Genomic DNA, 17,190 nt, shown 5'->3' on the forward strand with positions numbered 1-17,190 from the left:
CGCACCATGCCCCACACCTCGCACATCGTGCCACGGAGCGCGGCCGAGGCCGACCGGAAATGCATCGCGGACGGACCCTCCGCTACGACAGACTGACGCGGTGCCTACGCGGAGGGGGTGGTGCGATGCCGTGGCCGCGGCGACGCAAGCGACAGGCCACTGACGAGACATCGGAGTCCGAGCAACTGCTCTTCGGCGGACGGCTCCGGTACGACATGGGATTCAGCCGCTACGACGACGCCTATCTGCATCTGTCGTTATGGGCGATGGCGCGCAGGCTCCCGCGCCTGGTGGGCTCCACTGTACGGCTCGCCTGGGCCGCCGACCGCAGGGCGCTGCAAACGGTCGCGGCGGCGGAGATCGGCCAGGGGATCGGCCAGGCGTTCAGCCTGGTCGCGGTGAACGACGCGCTGGCGGCCCTGCTGTCCGACGGGGCGACCGCTGACCGGCTGCACAGCGCACTGCCGTCGCTGATCGTGGTCGGCGTGGTGGCGGTCCTCGGCGCGCTGCTGGCCTCGGCCTCGACGGCCGGGACCGGCCGACTCGAGCCGAAGGTCGAACGGGTCGCGACCGAGCGGTACTTGAAGTGCGCGGCCCGTGTGGAGCTCTCCGCCATCGAGGACGCGGAGTTCCACCGGCTGCTGGACTCCGCCCAATACGGCGCCTCCTCGGCCCGGCGCATGGTCAAGTACTGCGTGGCGGTGGTCAACGGACTGCTCGCCGTCGTCGCCGCCGCCGGAGTGCTGACAGTTCTGCACCCCGTGCTGCTGCCCCTGCTGGTGCTCATCGCCCTGCCGCGCAGCTGGAGCTCGCTGCGCATCGCCCGCCGCCGCTATCTCTCCTTCCACACCATGATCGAGCACGCCCGCGCGGGCCATCTGCTCAGCCGGCTGCTCACCGAGCGCGAGGCGGCGCAGGAGGTCCGGGTGCACGGCGTCGGCGGCTTCCTGCTGCGGCACTTCCGCCGGATGTCGGAGTCCGCGGAGGCGGAGCAGACCCGGCTGGCCGACGCCGCGGCCGGCACCGAGCTGATCGCCGCGACGCTCACCGGCGCGGCGACCCTCGCCACCTACTCGGCGCTCGGCGGGCTGCTGCTCTCCGGCGGCATGGAGCTGTCCGTCGCGGGCACCGCGGTCATCGCGATCCGCACCGGTTCGCAGAACCTGTCCACGCTGGTGCTGCAGCTCAACCAGCTCTACGAGGAGATGCTGTTCGTCCAGGACCTCGACCGGCTGTGCGAGGACGCCGAGCGGTACGCCATTCCCGAGGGCGGGCTGCCGCTGCCCGAGGAGCCGGAGGAGATCCGCTTCGACTCCGTCTCCTTCAGCTACCCCGGCAGCGACCGGCCCGCCCTGGACAAGGTCAGCCTCGCCATCCCCGGCGGGGGGGTGGTGGCCCTCGTCGGCGAGAACGGATCCGGTAAGTCCACCCTGGTCAAGCTGCTCGCCGGGCTCCATCTGCCGGACTCGGGGCGCATCCTGTGGGACGGCACCGATATCGCGGAGGCCGATCGCGCACAGCTCTTCTCCCGGATCGCCATGGTCAACCAGGACTTCAAGCGCTGGCCGTTCACCGCCAAGGCGAACGTCGCGATCGGCAGCCCGCAGAGCCCCATCCGCGCCGAGGCCCTGGACCGCGCGGCGGCCTACGCCGGGGCCGACGACATCGTCGCCGGGCTGCCGCACGGCTGGGACACCCTGCTGGCCCGGGAGTTCCGCGGCGGCCACCAGCTCTCCGGTGGCCAGTGGCAGCGGCTCGGCATCGCCCGCGCCCGCTACCGCACCGCGCCCGTGCTGCTGGTCGACGAGCCCACCTCGGCGCTCGACGCCCGAGCCGAGCTGGCCGTCTTCGAGCAGATCCGCGCGCTCGCGGGGGAGGGACAGACCGTCGTGCTGATCACCCACCGGCTGGCGTCCGTCCGGCACGCCGACCTCATCCACGTCCTCCACGAGGGGCGGCTCGCCGAGTCGGGCACCCCCCAGGAGCTGCTGGACCGGGGTGGCATCTACGCCGAGCTGTTCCATCTACAGGCCTGCCAGTACGACCTCAGCGGGCCGTGACCACCCCTTGGCCGGCGAGGCCGGAGAGGAGGCGATCCTTGCGGCGCGTGGCCTCGGCCGGGTCGCGGACGTCTGCGCTGAGCATCCCGAGGCGGTCCACCAGCTTTTCGACCGCCGCGTTCTGCGCGGGGGAGCGGTCGGGGAGCAGCGGGGACTCGAAGCCGTGCTGCCACACTCTGGCGATCGCGTGGTCGTTCTTCCAGCGCACCTCGCGCAGGTCTCCAACTGCAGTTGGGCGGCGGTGCGGCTGTCCATGCCGCGGTGGGTCCAGTCCTCCGCCTCGCCGTCCAGGTCGAACACCTCGAGACCGAAGCGGTCGGCCTCCTGCCAGATCGGCATGGTCTCGTCGTTCATCATGAAGACGTAGAGGGCGAACTGGCCTGAGTATTCCGACACCAGGAACCGCCTGGTGTCCTCGCAGAGTTCGGGGGTCTCACCGGGATAGCCGACGATGAACGAGACGAAGGAGTGGATCGAGCTGTTCCGCAGCAACTCGAAGGCCACCCGGTTGGCGCGCGCCTTGACCTGTTCGTGCATATAGCCCAGCGTGGTGTCGTTCATCGACTCGAAGCCGATGGACAGCGCGCGGCAGTGGGCCTGCTCCAGATCGGCCACGACGCTCCGGTCGCGGATCGAGTTGGCCCGCGTATACGCCTCCCAGCCCACGTCCGCCTCCGCCAGCAGCGGCAGCAGCGTGCGCAGCCGGGTCGGCGGCACAGTGAAGCGAGACGCTGACATGGGCCCAGATCGGGCTGCACGACAAGCCGTGCGCCCTCCTCGACACCGACGGCTTCTACCAGCCCCTGCTCGCCTTCCTCGCCCACGCCGCGGCCGAAGGGTTCGTGTCGCGCCGCGACGTGGACGGCATCGTGGTCTGCGAGCGGCCCGGGGACCTCCTGCCCGGGCTCGCCGCGCGCGCCCGCTCAGCCTGCTCGGCCTGCTCAGATGGAGACGCCGTGTGAGCGCAGATAGGCCAGCGGGTTGATATCGGAGCCGTAACCGGGGCCGGTGCGGATCTCGAAGTGGAGGTGCGGACCGGTGGCGTTGCCCGTCGAGCCGCTGCGGCCCACCTGCTGGCCGCCGCCCACCTGCTGGCCCGCCCGGACGGACAGCTGCGACAGATGGGCGTACTGGCTGTATCGGCCGTCCGGGTGCTGGATGACCACCTCGTAGCCGTATGCGTCGGCCCACCCCGCCGAGACCACCCGGCCGGCGCCGACGGCCTTGACCGAGGTGCCGATGCCCACGGGGAAGTCGACGCCGGTGTGATAGCCGCTCGACCAGCTGCCCCCGGCCGCGCGGTACGCCGTGCTCGGGCCGACCCCGCTGACCGGGGCGGTGAACTCCGAGGTGCTGGCGGGCTTCTTGGCGGCGGGCTTGTGGGCGGTCCGGTGGTGGCGGTCCGGTTTGGCGGCCTTCGACGGCCGCTCGGCCTTCGGCTTCGCCTTCGCCTTGGCTTTGGGCTCGGCTTTGGGTTCGTGCTTCGCCTTGGGCTTGGCCTTGGCCCCGGAGTCGTTCAGAGAGAGCTTCTGGCCTGGGAAGATCAGATCCGGGTCGCCGCCGACGGTCTCGCGGTTGGCCTGGTAGATCGTCTGCCAGCCGCCGTCGACATCGTGCCGCTTGGCGATCCGGGTCAGCGTGTCGCCGCTGATGACCACGTACGCGCTGTCCTTGGCTGACGTGCGGCCCGGGAGGCTGGTGGGCGTCGGCGTGTCGCGCTTGGTCTGCGGGGTGCGGTCGGCCTGCTGGTGTGTCGTCGCCGACGCGCCCGCGGCCTTGGGCGCACTCTGCGGGGCGGCGTCGGCTCGGGTCAGCCCGGCCCGCCCCGAGCAGTTCGGCCAGGCGCCGGGGCCCTGGGCGTCGAGCACCTTCTCGGCTACGGCTATCTGCTGGTCCTTGGTGGCCAGGTCGGCCCGGGGCGCGTACGCGTTCCCGCCGTACGCCTCCCAGGTGGACTGGGTGAACTGCAGGCCTCCGTAGAAGCCGTTGCCGGTGTTGATGTCCCAGTTCTCGGTGGACTCGCAGTGGGCGACCTTCTCCCAGGTCTCCCCGGAGGCCGCGCCTGCCCCGGCCGCACCGACCAGCGGCAGGGCGATACCGGCGCCGCCCGCGGTGACGCTGAGCGAGGCGCGGGAGATGCGGTTGGGCTTGTAGCGGCGGTGGCGTCCGCGTAAGGCCATGGACGGCTCCTTCTCATGCGCCTTCGCGGCGCGCTGCCGGGCGCGCCAAAGATTAAGGGTGTGGATTTCGCCACAACAAGAGGGAGTTGGGGCACGGTTGAAGGCCGCAACGCGCTGCGCTGCGGTCTCACCGCTGGAGAGTGACGTGGATCACATTATTTCGGTCGGTGTTGCGGGTGGAACGGAGCGTAGTGATTTCAACAGGGCGTGGTGACAGCGGAGTTGTGCGCCCCCTTGGCCGCAGCGCGCCGGGTCGCGCTCGCCCGATGAGCACCCCGAGACTGAGCGGGGAGGAGGACGACCCGGCGCTCAGCCCCTACATCCGGACCGCGAGCGACAGCGCGAACCGCCCTTCGCCGTCGGTCCACCACCGCCGCGGCTGGAGCCCCGCCGCGGTGAGCTCCGCCCGCACCCGCTCCCGGCGGAACTTCGCGGAGACCTCGGTGCGGATCTCCTCCCCGGCCGCGAGATGCACCGCGAGGTCCAGCGCCGGGATTTTCGCGGTGATGGCACCACGGGCCCGCAGCCGCATCTCGATCCACTCGTGCTCGGCGTCCCACAGCGCCACATGGTCGAAGTCCGCCGGGTCGAAGTCCGCGCCCAGCTCCCGGTCGAGGACGGCCAGCACGTTCTTGTTGAACTCCGCCGTGACGCCCTGCGCATCGTCGTACGCGGCGACCAGCGTGGCCTCGTCCTTGACCAGGTCGGTGCCCAGCAGCAGCGCGTCACCCGGAGCCAGCAGGGCGCTGACCGAGGTGAGGAACCCGGCCCGCTCGACGGGCAGCAGATTGCCGATGGTGCCGCCGAGGAACGCCACCAGGCGCGGGCCCGGTGTGTCCTGCGGAAGGGCAAGCCCCTCCAGGAAGTCGGCGACCAGCGCGTGCACCGTCAGCTCCGGGTGCTCGGCGAGCAGGGCGCGCCCCGCGAGGGTCAGCGCGCTCTCGCTCACGTCCACGGGTACGTAGGCATGCAGATCCGGCAGCGCGCGGAGCAGATGGCGGGTCTTCTCGGAGGAGCCGGAACCGAGCTCGACGAGGGTACGGGCGCGGGTCGCGGCGGCGATCTCCGCGGCCCGGGCGACCAGGATCTCCCGCTCCGCGCGGGTCGGGTAGTACTCGGGCAGCTCGGTGATCCGCTCGAACAGCTCGCTTCCGCGGGCGTCGTAGAACCACTTCGGCGGCAGCTGTTTGGGGGTCCGGGTAAGCCCCTCGGCCACATCCGCGCGCAGCGCGGCGGCCGTGGCGTCGGCGGGCAGGGTGCGGGTGATGGTGAAGGGGCTCACAGGGAAGCCTCCTTGAGCGCGGTGAGCTGAACATCGGAGCGAGTGGCGGTGAGCAGGGTGCGGTCGGGGACGTCGGTCCAGCGCGGGTCGTCGTCGTACGGCTCGGAGGCGACCACCACGCTGTGGCCCGGATCGGCCAGATAGCTGAGGGTGTCGCCCCAGGTGGTGGCGGCGATGGTCTCACCGTCCGTGAGCAGCAGATTCAGCCGCGACCCGGGCGCCGAGGCGGCCACCGTGCCGGTGGTCTCGCCCAGCGCCGTGGGCAGGTCGTGGCCCAGGCGCAGCCGGTGCAGCGTGAGCGCCCACAGGAACGCCGCGTCGCAGCGCGCCTCCAGCCGCAGCAGATCGGCGGGCGGCAGGGTGGTGACGAGGTCGGCCACGGAGTGGGGCCAGTCCTCGACCCTGCCGTTGTGGCTGAACAGCCAGGCCCCCGAGGCGAAGGGGGCGGCGCCCGCCTCCCCGTCGGCGCTCGCCTCCGAGGCGTTGCGCACGGCGGCCAGCAGCGAGCCGGTCCGGATCACCCGGGCCAGATCGGTGAACGACGGGTCGGCCCAGATGGGCCCGGCGCGCCGGTAGCGGGCGGCCACCGGGTCGCCCTCCGCATACCAGCCGACGCCGAACCCGTCGGCGTTCATCCGGCCGTGCCGCTGCCGCCGTGGCTCGTACGACTGGCGGTACAGCCCGTGCGGGGGCGCGATGAGGAGTTCCCCCACGGGGGTGTTGGGTCCGAGATAGGCGAGATGCCGGCACATCGGCATCACCCCCTTCCGGTTCACGCTTCCCCGGGCGCCGCGTCGCGCGCGGTGCGGAAGCCCGAGAAGATCTGGCGGCGTATCGGCAGGTCCCAGTTGCGGAAGGTGCCGCGGCAGGCGACCTGGTCCACGGCGAAGGAGCCGCCGCGCAGCACCTTGTACGCGTCACCGAAGAAAACCTCCGAGTACTCGCGGTACGGAAAGGCCCGGAACCCCGGGTAGGGCAGGAAGTCGCTGGCCGTCCACTCCCATACGTCGCCGATCAGCTGCCGGACGCCGAGCGGCGAGGCACCGCGCGGATAGCTGCCGGCCGGGGCCGGCCGCAGATGGCGCTGGCCCAGGTTGGCATGGACCGGGGTGGGGTCGGCGTCGCCCCAGGGGTAGCGCCGGGACCGGCCGTCGGCCGGATCGTGCCGGGCGGCCTTCTCCCACTCCACCTCGGTGGGCAGCCGCCGGCCCGCCCAGCGGGCGTAGGCGTCGGCCTCGTACCAGCTCACATGCACCACGGGCTCATCGGGCCGCACCGGCTCCGTCACACCGAACCGCCGGCGCAGCCACTGCCCACCCTCGCGCCGCCAGAACAGCGGCGCGGTCAGGCTGTGCTCGCGGATATGGCGCCAGCCCGCCGCGGTCCACCAGCGCCGCCGCTCGTAGCCGCCGTCCTCGATGAACCGCGCGTAGGCGCCGGCCGTGACCGGGGCGGTGTCCATGAAGAAGGCGGGGACCACCCGCCGGTGGGCCGGGCGCTCGTTGTCCAGGGCCCACGGCTCGGTGGAGGTGCCCATGGTGAACGAGCCACCGGGGATCAGCACCTCCGCCGGCAGCGCGGCGCCGTCAGTGCTTTCCGGCGGGGGCGGGGCGGTGAGCGCGGCGGGCCCCTGACGCAGCTGGTGGGTGATGAGCATCGTCTCGTCGTGCTGCTGCTCGTGCTGCGCGATCATGCCGAACGCGAAGGCGGCGTCGACCAGCGGCCCGCCCCGCAGCGGGATCCGCTCGAGCACATCGAGCACCCGGCCGCGTACATCGGCCACGTATCCGCGGGCCTCGGCGGGCGGCAGCAGCGGCAGCGAGGGCCGCTTGGCGCGCGGGTGCTCGAAGGCGTCGTACACCGAGTCGATCTCGGGGCGCAACGCCTCCTGCCCGGCGACCGCGCGCAGCAGCCACTGCTCCTCCTGGTTGCCGATGTGGGCCAGGTCCCAGACCAGCGGTGACATCAGCGGGGAGTGCTGGGCGGTGAGGTCGTGTTCGTCGACGCAGGTGGTGAGGGTGCCGGTGCGCTCGCGCGCGCGCCGCAGCGCCGCTACGGCGCTCAGGCGCAGCGCTTCGGGGTCGGTGTCGGGGCCGGGAGCGGTCATGGCCGGTACTCCTTCCCGGTGACGGGGGTGAGCAGATCGTCGGCGGGACACCTGCCGCGGGCGACATAGCGGTCGGTGAAGGCGGCGACGGCGGAGATGATGGCGGGGGAGGCCCCGAGCCGGGGCAGCGCCTCCAGGGCCGTGGTGAAGCAGACGGTCGCGGCGGCGCGCAGCTCGGGGTCGGCGAGGGCGTGGCGAGCGGCGGAGCGCCACAGCGGATTGGCGGGCGCGGGTTCCGGGCCCGCCGTTTCGGCGAGGGGTTTCACCACGCGGTAGACGGTCTCCGTCGCCTCGGGGTCGTCGAAGAGGGCCACGGTGACGGCGAGCGGCACGATCCAGCCGTCGTCGCCGCGCTGCGCGTCGATCATGCGCAGCTCCAGATGGCCGCGGGGGCGGACGGGCGGGAAGAGGGTCGATATGTGGTAGTCGAGGTCGTCCCGGGTGGGCGGCCGGGGCGCGCCGGTGCGGATCCAGTCGCGGAAGGTGAGCCCGTACGGCACGGCCCACGCCTCCTCGCCGTCCCGGATGGCCATCACGGGCGCGTCCAGCACATACCCGGCCCAGGCGGCCCGCAGGTCCGGGCCGGCAGGTGGCGCCAGCGTCCGGCCCGGGTCCATCGCGGTCCACAGGGCCTGCCGCGTCGAGCGGTAGCCGGTGGGCACGCCCTGGCGCAGGGGAGAGTTGGCGAAGGCGGCGGTCAGCACGGCCCCCAGCAGATGGGCCAGCCGCCAGCGCCGCCCGACGCCGAGCAGTCCCGGCTCGTCGTGGCCGGCGTCCACACACACCTGCACGGAGGCCGTGTTGCACATCATGGAACGCCCGGCCGGTCCACGGCGGTCGAAGTAGCTCTCCATCGTGGCGTAGCGGGGAGTGGCGAGAAACCGGCGTGGCGGGCGCCAGGGGTCGTGCCCGTGGCCGGCTATGCCCAGGCCGAGGCGGGCGAGGAGCGGGCGTACGAGCGCCAGATCGGCGGCGGCGGACTCCACCAGGGCGGTGAGCGAGCCGGCCGGGAGGGAGCTGAGCTCCAGCTGGCCGCCCGGTTCGAAGGTGAGCTTGGACCGGAGCGGCAGTTCGCGCAGTGCGGTGACCGCGGCCTCCAGCCGGGCGGTCTCCACGGGGCGTGCGGGGTGGTGCACATCGTGTACGAGCCATTCGAGCTCGACACCGAACCGCCGGGGCGGTCCGGTCTTGAAACAGATGCCGCGTATTCGGGCCTCTGTCTCGGCTTCGTTGATCGCCTGGTTGTCGGGCACAGTCGTCATCTCCCGTCCCGTGTGGATGGGCTCGGTTCGCGCGCCCTTCTGGGGGTTGCTGCGAGCCGCGTTGCCGCTGCCCACCCTCACCTGTCGGTGGCGTCTGACTCAAGGGCCCATCCAGCCTCAGGGCCCGTCCAGAGTCGCACAAGAGTGCATTCGTCGCCCGGCGGAGTGATCCGGACGCGCCTCGCCGGACGGTTCCGCTGGTCGTACCGACTGGTTAGTATGCGCTCGGCGCGGGGATCGCGCGCCGACCGACAGGGTGTGGGAGGCCACCGGTATGCAGGCATGGCGAGTGCACGAGACGGGCGAGCCGCGTGCGGTGATGCGCCTGGAAGAGGTGGCGGAGCCGGCCGCCGGGCCCGGACAGCTGCTGCTGCGGGTCAGGGCCGCCGACGTCAACTTCCCCGACGCCCTGCTGTGCCGCGGGCAGTACCAGGTGCGCCCGCCGCTGCCGTTCACCCCCGGCGTCGAGGTGTGCGGCGAGGTCCTGGCCGTCGGCGAGGGCGCGCAGGGCCGCCCGGGCGACCGGGTCATCGCCACCCCCGCGCTGCCCACCGGCGGCTTCGCCGAGACCACGGTCATCAGCGCCGCGGCCGCGCTGCCCGCGCCCGACGCGCTGGACGACGCGCAGGCCGCGGCGCTGCACATCGGCTACCAGACCGGATGGTTCGGCCTGCACCGCCGGGCCCGGCTGCAGCCCGGCGAGACGCTGCTCGTGCACGCCGCCGCGGGCGGTGTCGGCAGCGCCGCCGTCCAGCTGGGCAAGGCCCACGGGGCGCGGGTGATCGGCGTGGTCGGTGGCGAGGACAAGGCCAAGGTGGCCCGGGAGCTCGGCTGCGACCTGGTGGTCGACCGGCGGCACGAGGACATCGTGGCGGCCGTCAAGGAGGCCACCGGCGGACGGGGCGCCGATGTGATCTACGACCCGGTCGGCGGCGACGCGTTCGCCAAGTCGGTCAAGTGCGTGGCCTTCGAGGGCCGGATCGTGGTCGTCGGATTCGCCAGCGGCGTCGTCCCCCAGGCCGCCCTCAACCACGCCCTCGTCAAGAACTACGCCATCCTCGGCCTCCACTGGGGCCTGTACAACACCCACGACCCCGCCGCCGTCCGCGCCTGCCACGACGAGCTGACGCGCCTCGCCGCCCAGGGCACGGTCAGCCCCCTGGTCAGCGAGCGGGTGCCGCTGGACGCGGCAGCCGACGCCGTCCAGCGCGTCGCGGACGGCACCACCACCGGCCGCGTCGTGGTGGTCCCGGGCCAGCGCGGGCGAGTGAGCCGAAGGGGCGCGACCCTGTCGAAAGGGAGAGCGCGCGGAGGCCCCGAGGAACGAGGGGCCGAGCACGGTCGACCGTCGACAGGGGCTGAGGCGCCCCGGAGGCGAACCGAGCCTCCGAAGAAAGGGGCGGAGGGCCGATGAGTACGGACAGGGAACAGGTGACCGCCGACGGACTGCGCGACCAGGTCAGGCAGCTGCTCGCCGAGCACCCCGTGGCCACCACGGCCAGGCTGGACTTCCTGCGGGCCCGTTTCGACGCCGGACTCGCCTGGATCCACTACCCGGTGGGGCTCGGCGGCCTGGGTGCCCCCCGCTCCCTGCAGTCCGTCGTGGACACCGAGCTCGAAGCCGCGGGCGCGCCGGACAACGACCCCCGCCGCATCGGCATCGGCCTCGGCATGGCCGCGCCCACCATCCTCGGCTTCGGCACCGACGAGCAGCGCACCCGTCTGCTGCGCCCCCTGTGGACCGGCGAGGAGGTGTGGTGCCAGCTGTTCAGCGAACCGGGAGCCGGCTCCGACCTCGCGGCCCTCGGCACCCGGGCGGTGCGCGACGGCGACACCTGGGTGATCGACGGGCAGAAGGTCTGGACGTCCAGCGCCCACCTCGCCCGCTGGGCGATCCTCATCGCCCGTACCGACCCGGACCTGCCCAAGCACCGCGGTATCAGCTACTTCATCTGCGATATGACCGACCCGGGGGTCGAGGTGCGCCCGCTGCGCCAGATCACCGGCGAGGCGGAGTTCAACGAGGTCTTCCTCACCGGCGTGCGCATCCCCGACAGCCGGCGCCTCGGCGAGGTCGGCGAGGGCTGGAAGGTCGCCCAGACCACCCTGATGAACGAGCGCGTCGCCATCGGCGGCGGCCGCGTCCCCCGTGAGGGCGGCATGATCGGCCGGATCGCCACGGCCTGGCGCGAGCGGCCCGAGCTGCGTACCCACGATCTCCACCAGCGGCTGCTCGGGCTGTGGGTGGAGGCCGAGGCGGCCCGGCTGGCGGGCGAACGGCTGCGCCAGCAGCTCGCGATGGGCCAGCCCGGCCCCGAGGGTTCGGCGATGAAGCTCGCCTTCGCCCGCCTCAACCAGGAGATCAGCGGCCTGGAGGTGGAACTGCTGGGCGAGGAGGGCCTGCTGTACGACGACTGGACGCTGCGCCGCCCCGAGCTCGTCGACTTCACCGGGCGCGAGGCCGGCTACCGGTATCTGCGCGCCAAGGGCAACTCCATCGAGGGCGGCACCTCCGAGGTGCTGCTCAACATCGTCGCCGAACGCGTCCTGGGCCTGCCGTCCGAGCCGCGGACCGACAAGGACCTCCCGTGGAAGGACCTGCCCCGATGAGCACCCCGGACAAGCTCTCTTCCGAGGCCGACCTGCTCTACTCCGAGGCCGAGGACGATCTGCGCGCCGCCGTGCGGTCGCTGCTCGCCGACCGCTGCCCGCCCTCCGCCGTGCTTGCCGAGGTGGAGAGCCGCCGCCCGTACGACCCCGCGCTGTGGCGCTCGCTCGCCGTGGAGATGGGGACGGCCGGGCTGTTGGTGCCCGACAAGCTGGGTGGACAGGGCGCCACCGCACGGGAGGCCGCGGTCGTGCTGGAGGAGCTGGGCCGCTCGGTCGCCCCCGTTCCCTATCTCACCAGCGCCGTGCTCGCCGTCTCCGCCCTGCTGGGCTGCGACACCGATGAGGAGCAGGTGGCCCGGCTGCTCGGCGGGCTCGCCGAGGGGAGTGTGGTCGGCGCGCTCGCGCTTCCGCTGTCCACCGGGCCCGGCGGCGCGCCGCCCGGGACCGTCACCGCTGGCGCCGACGGCGCCCTGAGCGGCCGGGTCGGCGGCGTGGCGGGCGCGGTCGGGGCGGATGTGCTGCTGGTCCCGGCCGAGGGCCCGGACGGGTACGGGCTCTACGCCGTGGGCGTCACCGGTGTCACCGGCGGCGTCACCGTCGAGCCGCTGACCGCGCTCGACCTCACCCGGCCCCTCGCCGCGCTCCACTTCGCTCAGGCCCCGGCCCGCCGCCTCGCCGGGCCCGACCGCGCCCGGGCCGCCGTCGGCCGGGCCGTTATGGCGGGGGCCGGGCTGCTCGCCTCCGAGCAACTGGGTCTGGCCGAATGGTGTTTGGCGGAGACCGTACGGCACACCAAGGAGCGTCATCAGTTCGGCCGCCCCATTGGTTCGTTCCAGGCGCTCAAACATCGAATGGCCAGGCTCTGGCTGGAGCTGGTCTCCGCCCGCGCCGCGGCCCGGCACGCCGCCGACGCGCTCGCCGCGGACAGCCCCGAGGTCCCCATCGCGGTGGCGGTCGCCCAGTCGTACTGTGCGAGGGTCGCGGTGCACGCTGCCGAGGAGTGCGTGCAACTGCACGGCGGGATCGGCATGACCTGGGAACACCCGGTGCATCTCTACCTCAAGCGGGCCAAGAGCGACGAGATCGCGCTGGGCACCCCCGGCCGCCATCGCGAGGCGCTGGCCGGGCTGGTGGACCTGCCCGCCCCTGTCGGCTGAGCAGTCCCGCTCCCGGCCGCCGCGCGTGGTGCTTCGCGCGGCCCCGGGAGCGGCCGGGGCGTGCCGTCCGAGGGCGAGCGGGTTGTGGCATCCGGGAGCGGCCGGGGCGTTCGCACCCGTGATCGGCACTCGTATGGAGCACCGTGATGGCGCGGGTCAAGGGCATAACTGGGCGAAACTGGCGGCCGGATTCCGATCCTCATGAAGCGCCTGAGGAGGCTCGCCATGGCCATTTCGATCTCCGTGGTCCTACTGCTGCTGATCCTGGCGGTGGTCTTCCTGCGGAGCGGAGGGCTGCGTATCTCCCATGCGCTGGTCTGCGTCACGCTGGGCTTCTACCTGGCGAGCAGCAGCATCGCGCCCACCATCTCCGAGGGGCTGGCGGCGACCGCGGACGTAGTCAGCAGCGTCCGGCCCTGACCGGCGGGTCGCGCGGGCTCAGCGGCGGTCGTCGGGCTGGGACGGTACGTCGGGCCGGGACCGTACGTCGGGCCGGGCGCGGCTGAACACCGCGATCCCATTGGGGACCAGCCGCTCGGTGCCGCCCGAGGGATGGTTGCGCACCGTCAACCGCCCACCGTCCGCTTCCCGCGCCACAAGCGTCGAGGAGCCGCCGCCGTCGAGGTTGACCACATCGTCGGCGCCGAGGCCCAGCATCACATCCGCGAGCTCGCTGAGGGTCAGCCCGGCGCGGTAGGTCATCTCGCCGTCCAGCACCAGCAGATACAGCCGATGCCCGCGGTCGCCGATGCCCGCCGCCGTGCGCACCGCCCCGGTGAGCGGGTCGAGCCCGTCCAGCCTGTGGCGGTCGCGCACGATCGGAAAGCCGCCGAGCGCGAAGGCGAACCGTGGGCCGCGTGTATCGCGCAGCCCGTAGTCGAAGCGCACCGGGTCGCCCACCCGCAGCTCGCGCAGCGCCCGCGCCCCCGCCTCCCGCCCCACCAGGACGAACGAGTCGGCCTCGATCGGGCCCTTGCCGGGCGTGACCGCCCGCTCGGCGACCCGGCCCTCACGCACCGTCACCTCGAAGGTCTCCGCGCTGCAGGGCGCCGACCGGGCGGTGTCCACACCGCAGGTGGCCCGCACCCGGGACGCGCTGCCCCACTCGGAGGTGTAGGCCCCGATACCGTCCACGGCCACCGCGTACTGGTTCAGCCCGCGCAGCGGCCTGGTGCCCCGTCCCTCCGCCGTCACCGTGCCGCGCAGGGTCAGCCGACCCACCCGGGCGATCCGGTCGGCGCCGACCCCGATGACGTCCTCGGTGGAGGTGCCCAGCGGTGCCGCCGGGCCGAACCGCTGGCCCTGGGGCACCGCCGACTTGAGTGGCAGCCCGCCCGTGACCTCCGGGCCCACCGCGGCGCCCGTCGCGTCCACGCCGGGGTGCTGGGTCTCGGTGATGTCGAAGAAGTCGCCGTTCACGGCGGCGATCGCGGAGCGCTCGGCGGCCATCGTGGAGACCCGGGCGCGAGAGGCGACCGCGTCGGGGTGGAGCAGGTCGAGCGAGACCTCAGGCTGCCGTAGATCGACGGTGAGCAGATGGCCCAGCGCCGTGCCGTGCGAGGTGGCCAGTGTGAACTGGCGGTACTCCACGCCGGGCGCCGGCGCGGTGTGCTCCAGATAGCGGGGCGCGGCGTGGAGGGTGGGCACGGAACCCGCCCCGGCCGGGCCCGCCCCGGCCAGTACGCCCCAGGCGAGGACCACCGCCACCGCCGCGCACGTCGGCCTGGTGACCGCACATTTCTTCCTGGTTCCCGCGCGTCTTCTCACTGCCACGGCGCGCCTCCCGTCAACCACCAGGCCAGGGCCATCGCTTCGGGGCGCGCCGCGAGTGCCGCGGGAACGGTACGGAAATGGCCGGAGACCACCCGCGGAACTCTTCGCACGCCCCTGCCCAACCGGCCCACGCCGCCCCGATACTCACTGGCGTCCGTCGTGCAACCTCGGCCCCGAGCCGGGGCAAGAGCCGGGAGGCCCCCATGGTCCGCCGTACGCGCCGTGCCTTTGTCATCACCCTCGGAGCAGCTGTGGCGGGCGGGATAGCCGCCCCCGCATACGCGAGTTCGGGCTCCGGCAGGGGCAAGCCGCCGCTGGCCAGAGCCCACGCCCACAACGACTACGAACACCCGCATCCGCTCACCGACGCGCTCTCCCACGGCTTCGGGAGCGTCGAGGCCGACATCTGGCTGGTGGACGGCCAGTTGCTGGTCGCCCATGACGCGGAAGACCTCGACCCCACCCGCACCCTGGAGTCGCTCTACCTCGACCCGCTGGCGCGGCGCGTCAAGCAGAACGGCGGCCGGGTATACCGCGGCCACGACCTGACGCTCCAGCTGCTCATCGACATCAAGACCTCGGGCGAGCCCACCTACCTCGAACTCGCCAAGCGCCTGCGCCCCTACCACTCGATGCTGTCCAGCGCCCACGGCGGCGTCGGCGGCCGGGTGCGCCGCTCCGCGGTGACCCCCGTCATCTCGGGCGACCGTGGCGCGCGGGCCCCCATGGAGGCCGAGCGAGTGCGCCACGCCTTCTACGACGGGCGTCTCGAGGACCTGGGCAGCGGTGTGCCCGCCTCCTTCATCCCGCTCATCAGCAGCAACTGGACGCAGAGCTTCAGCTGGCTGGGCGCCGGTCAGATGCCGTCGGCCGAGCGGGACAAGCTGCGTCAGATCGTGGGCTCGGCGCACGCCAACGGCCAGCGCGTCCGCTTCTGGGCCACCCCCGACGTGGCGGGCGCGGAGCGCGAGGCACTGTGGCGCGAACTCCTGGCCGCCGACGTCGACTACATCAACACCGACGACCTGGCGGGTCTGGAGAACTTCCTGCGCGGCGCTCACTGACCCGCCCCGCGGACTCACGGCAGTCACTGGCAGATCGTATGATCACCACACGCGCCTCCCTGGGAGGCGCGTGTCGGCCAGTCGGGCGACAGCACTGACGACACGCCGAAGCAGGCGGGCCACAGGGCTCAGCCGGGCCGCAGGGCTCCCCCTGGATGCCTTACGCGCCGCCCTCCCTCAGCGCCGCCGGGTCGTCCAGAACCCCCTGAACCACCGAGCCCGCCGCGCCCAGCACCGGGCCGTCGGAGCCCAGCCGGGAGACGGTCACCACGTCCTGGCCCGGCCTGGCGGGATCCGTGAGCCGCTGCGCCAGTTCCCGCTCCAGGGCGGGCAGCAGCCAGGGCGCCAGCGGGGTGAGCGCCCCGCCCAGCACCACCTTCTGCGGGTCGAGAAGGTTCACCGTGCCCGCCAGGGCGATGCCCAGCGCCGCACCGGCGCCGCGCAGCGCGCGCCGCACCTCCTGGTCGCCGTCCGCCGCGCGCCGGGCCAGCAGGGTGATCCGGCTCCCGGGAGCCCGGTGCTCGTCGGCGGCCTGCTCCGCGGGGATGCCCCCGGCCCGCAGCACGGCCTCCTCGCCCGCGTACTGCTCCAGACAGCCGCGCCCGCCGCATACGCACGCGGGGCCCTCGGGCCGCACCGGCACATGGCCCAGCTCGCCCGCGAATCCATGCGTTCCGCGCAGCAGCCGTCCGTCGATCACCACGGCGGCACCGATACCGATCTCGGCCGAGACATGCACGAAGTCACGCGGCGCGGGGTCGTGCCCGCCGAGCCACAGCTCCGCGAGCGCGCCCAAGTTGGCCTCGTTGTCGACGGTCAGGGGCAGGCCCGGCAGCGCCTCGCGCAGTGCGGGGCCCACATCCACGCCCTCCCAGCCGAGGTTCGGCGCCCGCACCACGACGCAGGACTCGCGCGCCACCAGCCCGGGCACCGCGACCGCGAGCCCCACCGGCCGCAGCCCCTCGCCCTCCGCCTCCGCCGCGACACGCCGTACGAGCTCGGCGAGTCGCCCGAGCACGGGGCCCGGCGCGCCGTCCCGGTTCGCCGACTCGACCTGGGCCCGTACCCGCACCCGCCTGCCGAGGTCCATCGCGCACACCGCCAGGTGGTCCACGCCTATCTCCGCGCCAAGACCGGCCGGTCCGCGCTCGTTGAGCTGCAGCGCGCTGCCGGGGCGGCCGACCGTGCCCGGCCGGGACGGCCCGAGCTCCACCAGCAGCCCGTCCCGGGCCAGCTCGTCGACAAGCGTCGAGACGGCGGCCCGGGTCAGCCCGATCCGGGCCGCGACGGCGGCGCGGGACAGCGGGCCGTGCGCGGCCACGGCGTGCAGCACGAGGGAGAGGTTGCGTCTGCGCATCGCCTGCTGAGTGTTGGGCAGTGGCGCTGCCACCTGACGGTTCTCCTGTCTTTCCCGTGGGTCCCGACGGTCCCGGACCCCGCGCTGTGCCTCCGCGGCCCTGCCTCGACCTTAGACCGTCCGGCAGTAGGGCCCGTGGCGTCGCGTGCCGATGGGCGGCTCCCCCGTAGCTCCGCACGGGAGGTGCCCCCAGCCGCACCCCGCTCGTCGCACGCAGGGGGTACCGCCCAGCGGTAGCTGGAGGAGCCGCGCGCTCTCCTCACGGGGCACGCCCATGCTTGCCCCTCGACCCTCCCCCTCGGCCCTGGCGGGCCTGGGCGGTGCCCCCTCCTTCACCC

Annotated in this window: 15 protein-coding genes; 7 read left to right on the forward strand and 8 right to left on the reverse strand. The window is 73.3% G+C overall.

Annotated features, from left to right (window positions below; translation table 11 throughout):
• The first annotated feature begins 125 nt into the window (after window positions 1–125).
• A complete protein-coding gene (locus ACH4U7_RS03225) occupies window positions 126–2,060 on the forward strand; it encodes an ABC transporter ATP-binding protein (RefSeq protein ID WP_398526298.1) in 1,935 nt (644 codons plus the stop codon).
• Here the strand turns inward: ACH4U7_RS03225 and ACH4U7_RS03230 are convergent.
• The gene (locus tag ACH4U7_RS03230; protein ID WP_398526299.1) at window positions 2,025–2,798 is read right to left on the reverse strand and encodes a hypothetical protein; all 774 of its coding nucleotides are present in this window, start codon (window positions 2,796–2,798) and stop codon (window positions 2,025–2,027) included. The genes ACH4U7_RS03225 and ACH4U7_RS03230 overlap by 36 nt on opposite strands.
• 14 nt (window positions 2,799–2,812) lie before the next feature.
• Here ACH4U7_RS03230 and ACH4U7_RS03235 point away from each other — a divergent pair, with 14 nt between their 5' ends.
• Window positions 2,813–3,022, forward strand: coding sequence for an LOG family protein (locus ACH4U7_RS03235; protein WP_398526454.1), 210 nt, complete (start codon window positions 2,813–2,815; stop codon window positions 3,020–3,022).
• Here ACH4U7_RS03235 and ACH4U7_RS03240 read toward each other — a convergent pair.
• The 5 genes from ACH4U7_RS03240 to egtA all read right to left on the reverse strand — a co-directional run bounded on the left by ACH4U7_RS03240 (window position 3,002) and on the right by egtA (window position 8,891).
• Entirely contained in the window at window positions 3,002–4,240 is a 1,239-nt protein-coding gene (locus ACH4U7_RS03240) for a transglycosylase family protein (protein WP_398526300.1), read from the reverse strand. The two genes, ACH4U7_RS03235 and ACH4U7_RS03240, sit on opposite strands and share 21 nt — an antisense overlap.
• 316 nt (window positions 4,241–4,556) lie before the next feature.
• Complete coding sequence (gene egtD / locus ACH4U7_RS03245; protein WP_398526301.1) at window positions 4,557–5,522, reverse strand: L-histidine N(alpha)-methyltransferase; 966 nt, start codon at window positions 5,520–5,522, stop codon at window positions 4,557–4,559.
• The gene (gene egtC / locus ACH4U7_RS03250; RefSeq protein WP_043489259.1) at window positions 5,519–6,274 is read right to left on the reverse strand and encodes an ergothioneine biosynthesis protein EgtC; all 756 of its coding nucleotides are present in this window, start codon (window positions 6,272–6,274) and stop codon (window positions 5,519–5,521) included. Before egtC ends, egtD begins: the two co-directional genes overlap by 4 nt.
• 20 nt (window positions 6,275–6,294) lie before the next feature.
• Window positions 6,295–7,629 carry an ergothioneine biosynthesis protein EgtB gene (gene egtB, locus ACH4U7_RS03255; RefSeq protein WP_398526302.1) on the reverse strand — a complete coding sequence of 445 codons (1,335 nt, stop codon included), beginning with the start codon at window positions 7,627–7,629 and terminating at the stop codon, window positions 6,295–6,297.
• A complete protein-coding gene (egtA, locus tag ACH4U7_RS03260; RefSeq protein ID WP_398526303.1) occupies window positions 7,626–8,891 on the reverse strand; it encodes an ergothioneine biosynthesis glutamate--cysteine ligase EgtA in 1,266 nt (421 codons plus the stop codon). The genes egtB and egtA overlap by 4 nt, the downstream gene beginning before the upstream one ends.
• A 274-nt stretch (window positions 8,892–9,165) precedes the next feature.
• On the opposite strand from egtA, the gene ACH4U7_RS03265 reads away from it, so the two are divergent.
• The 4 genes from ACH4U7_RS03265 to ACH4U7_RS03280 all read left to right on the forward strand — a co-directional run bounded on the left by ACH4U7_RS03265 (window position 9,166) and on the right by ACH4U7_RS03280 (window position 13,078).
• Entirely contained in the window at window positions 9,166–10,305 is a 1,140-nt protein-coding gene (locus ACH4U7_RS03265; RefSeq protein ID WP_398526304.1) for an NADPH:quinone oxidoreductase family protein, read from the forward strand.
• On the forward strand, window positions 10,302–11,501 hold the full coding sequence (locus ACH4U7_RS03270) for an acyl-CoA dehydrogenase family protein (protein WP_398526305.1): 1,200 nt from the start codon (window positions 10,302–10,304) through the stop codon (window positions 11,499–11,501). Before ACH4U7_RS03265 ends, ACH4U7_RS03270 begins: the two co-directional genes overlap by 4 nt.
• Complete coding sequence (locus ACH4U7_RS03275) at window positions 11,498–12,658, forward strand: acyl-CoA dehydrogenase family protein (protein WP_398526306.1); 1,161 nt, start codon at window positions 11,498–11,500, stop codon at window positions 12,656–12,658. The genes ACH4U7_RS03270 and ACH4U7_RS03275 overlap by 4 nt, the downstream gene beginning before the upstream one ends.
• Window positions 12,659–12,883: 225 nt before the next feature.
• Complete coding sequence (locus ACH4U7_RS03280) at window positions 12,884–13,078, forward strand: hypothetical protein (RefSeq protein WP_014174314.1); 195 nt, start codon at window positions 12,884–12,886, stop codon at window positions 13,076–13,078.
• Between the two features lie 18 nt (window positions 13,079–13,096).
• Here ACH4U7_RS03280 and ACH4U7_RS03285 read toward each other — a convergent pair whose 3' ends face one another.
• Window positions 13,097–14,365 (reverse strand): phosphodiester glycosidase family protein, encoded by a 1,269-nt coding sequence (locus ACH4U7_RS03285; RefSeq protein ID WP_398526455.1) that lies wholly within the window; start codon window positions 14,363–14,365, stop codon window positions 13,097–13,099.
• 269 nt (window positions 14,366–14,634) lie between these two features.
• Here ACH4U7_RS03285 and ACH4U7_RS03290 point away from each other — a divergent pair, with 269 nt between their 5' ends.
• Complete coding sequence (locus ACH4U7_RS03290) at window positions 14,635–15,495, forward strand: phosphatidylinositol-specific phospholipase C/glycerophosphodiester phosphodiesterase family protein (protein WP_398526307.1); 861 nt, start codon at window positions 14,635–14,637, stop codon at window positions 15,493–15,495.
• A 160-nt stretch (window positions 15,496–15,655) separates the two neighbouring features.
• Here the strand turns inward: ACH4U7_RS03290 and ACH4U7_RS03295 are convergent, their stop codons facing one another.
• Complete coding sequence (locus ACH4U7_RS03295; protein ID WP_398526308.1) at window positions 15,656–16,885, reverse strand: ROK family protein; 1,230 nt, start codon at window positions 16,883–16,885, stop codon at window positions 15,656–15,658.
• Between the last annotated feature and the right edge of the window lie 305 nt (window positions 16,886–17,190).

The sequence above is a fragment of the Streptomyces sp. NPDC020845 genome (assembly GCF_044334165.1).
Taxonomy (GTDB): Bacteria; Actinomycetota; Actinomycetes; order Streptomycetales; family Streptomycetaceae; genus Streptomyces.